Consider the following 501-nt stretch of genomic DNA (forward strand, 5'->3'; position numbering starts at 1 on the left):
GCCGCGCGTCGGCGCACCGGGCCGGTCGCCGCCGGCGAGCAGCCCGGCCGCCGCCAGCCCGGCGAGGCCCACCACGAGGATCTCGCCGAGCGTGTCGAGCGCGCGGAAGTCCACCAGGATCACATTCACCACGTTGGCGCCGTGGCCGCCCGGCAGGCTGTTGTCCAGGTACCAGCGCGCGATGTCGCCGGGCAGCGGCTGGCTCACCGTGGTCAGCATCATCGCCGCCACCACCGCGCCGATCACGATCGCCACCACGGCGTGGAAGCGCTTCGCCGCCGGCTTGCGCGAACCCACCAGGCGGGTCGGCGGCAGGCGGCGCAGCACCAGGGCGAGGAAGATCACCGTCAGGGTCTCGACCATCAGCTGCGTGATCGCCACGTCGGGCGCGCGCGCGCGCGGCGAGGAAGAACAGCGCCATGCCCAGCCCGCTCGCCCCCAGCGTGGCGACCAGCGCGACGCGGCCGGGGCTCACTGCGGCGGCGGCCGCGCCCGCGACCG

Annotated in this window: 1 protein-coding gene; it reads right to left on the reverse strand. The window is 76.0% G+C overall.

Going from position 1 to position 501, the window contains the following annotated elements; genetic code table 11:
- A partial coding sequence (gene mbhE / locus C665_RS19800; protein WP_004331053.1) for a hydrogen gas-evolving membrane-bound hydrogenase subunit E occupies nucleotides 1-381 on the reverse strand: 381 nt, incomplete at its 3' end.
- Nucleotides 382-501: the final 120 nt, after the last annotated feature.

The organism is Thauera aminoaromatica S2, from assembly GCF_000310185.1.
GTDB lineage: Bacteria > Pseudomonadota > Gammaproteobacteria > Burkholderiales > Rhodocyclaceae > Thauera > Thauera aminoaromatica.